The following is a 1,923-nucleotide window of genomic DNA, read 5'->3' as shown; positions in this document are numbered from 1 at the left end:
GGCGAAGATTTAGAAGTATTCCAAAATGCATTTGGTTGTACGCCATTTCCAATGGTCGATACACAGTTAATGGCGGCGTTTCTTGGCCACGGGCTGTCAACAGGTTTCGCAACGCTGGTGGAAGAATACTTAGGTGTTGCGTTGGACAAGAGTGAATCTCGCACCGACTGGATGGCTCGTCCTCTCACGCAAAAGCAACTTGATTATGCAGCGGCAGACGTTCACTACTTGTTGCCACTTTACGAAAAATTGCTCGATAAAGTCACTGAAGCTGGTTGGTGGGAAGCGGTGCAGCAAGAGAGCGACTTGTTGGTTTCCAAACGCATTCGCGAAACCAACGAAGAAAATGCGTACCTTGATATTAAAGGAGCGTGGCAACTTAAACCGTCAGAGTTAGCTGTGTTAAAGCCGCTAGCGACTTGGCGTTATCGTGAAGCAATCAAGCGCGATTTAGCACTAAACTTCATCTTCAAAGAGGGTGATTTGCTAACGGTTGCTCGTTTAGGTTTAACAAGCTTTAAAAAGATGGAAGCGGAAGGGATGGATAGCCGCGCGGTCAATCGTCACGGTACTAAAATTGCGGCCATCGTGAAAAAGGCTAAGCAAACGCCACCAGAAGAATACCCAGCTAAAATTGATCGCCTGATGGATTACCCTGGCTATAAGCAGGTTTTCAAAAACATGAAAGATGTCGTGAAAAGTGCTGCGCAAAAATCAGGGTTAGCGACCGAGTTTTTAGCATCGAAAAAGCAGATTAACCAGCTCATCAGTTGGGTGTGGAAGAAGGATCGTGATCCTGCTCGCTTGCCTGATGTTATGCAAGGTTGGCGTCTAGAGTTATTGGGCGAAAAAATGAATAAGGCGTTGAAATAAGCGCAAACTAAAAAGGTTGACCAAATGGTCAACCTTTTTTCGACACGCACATTGTTGTGCGCTGCATATTGCGTTGAGAATAAAGCCTTACTTCTCGTCGTCAGGCAGTTTCACGTTGAGCTCAAGTACAGAAATGTCGTCATCCTTATGCTCAAAGGTTAAATCAACCATGTTCGGGTCAATGTCTACGTATTTACTGATCACCTTCAGAATGTCTTCTTTAAGCTGAGGTAAGTACGAAGGCGCAGGGTCATTTTGGCTGCGGCGTTCAGCCACGATGATTTGTAAGCGCTCTTTCGCCAGACTTGCAGACGTTTTTTTCTGCGGGCGGAAAAATTCTAATAATGACATGTCTAGCCTCCGAACAGTCGTTTAAAGAGTCCTTTCTTCTCCTCAGTAAGGAAACGAAATTCAACTTGATTGCCTAGTAAGCGATCAACGGTGTCAGAGTACGCCATGCCCGCATCGGTGTTTTCGTCGAATGTGACCGGCACACCTTTGTTTGATGCGTTAAGTACCGCTTGGCTTTCAGGAATCACGCCCAATAGTGGGATGTGTAGGATTTCTTCTACGTCTTCCACACTCAACATTTCACCTTGGTTTACACGCGTAGGGTTGTAACGTGTCAGTAGAAGGTGTTGCTTCACTGGCTCTAGCCCTTGCTCAGCGCGTAGAGACTTAGAATCTAGGATGCCTAGAATGCGGTCTGAGTCGCGTACTGAAGATACTTCAGGGTTAGTCGTTACAATCGCTTCATCTGCGTAGTACAACGCCATGAGCGCGCCTTGCTCGATACCTGCTGGTGAGTCACAGATGATGAAATCAAAGCCCATTTCATCTAGCTCAGTGAAAACTCGTTGCACGCCGTCTTTCGTTAGCGCATCTTTGTCACGAGTTTGGGATGCTGGAAGAATGAAAAGATTGTCTGTGCGCTTATCTTTGATTAGCGCTTGGTTTAATGTCGCTTCGCCGTTAATGACGTTCACAAAGTCATAAACTACACGGCGCTCACAACCCATGATTAGGTCGAGGTTACGCAAGCCGATATCG

At 46.3% G+C, this 1,923-nt stretch carries 3 protein-coding genes; 1 reads left to right on the top strand and 2 read right to left on the bottom strand.

Annotated features, from left to right (window positions below; genetic code table 11):
- The coding region (gene rnd / locus R7P72_RS23765) for a ribonuclease D (RefSeq protein ID WP_318110793.1) at nucleotides 1-873 on the top strand (873 nt) is incomplete at its 5' end.
- An 87-nt stretch (nucleotides 874-960) separates the two neighbouring features.
- On the opposite strand, the gene minE is transcribed toward rnd, so the two are convergent.
- Together minE and minD are read right to left on the bottom strand one after the other, a co-directional pair.
- On the bottom strand, nucleotides 961-1,224 hold the full coding sequence (gene minE / locus R7P72_RS23760; RefSeq protein WP_005458079.1) for a cell division topological specificity factor MinE: 264 nt from the start codon (nucleotides 1,222-1,224) through the stop codon (nucleotides 961-963).
- A 2-nt stretch (nucleotides 1,225-1,226) separates the two neighbouring features.
- On the bottom strand, nucleotides 1,227-1,923 hold a 697-nt coding region (gene minD / locus R7P72_RS23755; RefSeq protein ID WP_318110792.1), incomplete at its 5' end, for a septum site-determining protein MinD.

Source organism: Vibrio sp. Vb0888 (assembly GCF_033338835.1).
GTDB lineage: Bacteria > Pseudomonadota > Gammaproteobacteria > Enterobacterales > Vibrionaceae > Vibrio > Vibrio alginolyticus.
The sequence above is the reverse complement of the archived record's forward strand: the minus strand, read 5'-3'. Positions and strand labels throughout refer to the sequence as shown.

Bases quoted from the DNA above. Each gene is read 5' to 3' on its own strand.
- minE (WP_005458079.1), bottom strand. From the start codon at position 1,224: ATGTCATTATTAGAATTTTTCCGCCCGCAGAAAAAAACGTCTGCAAGT.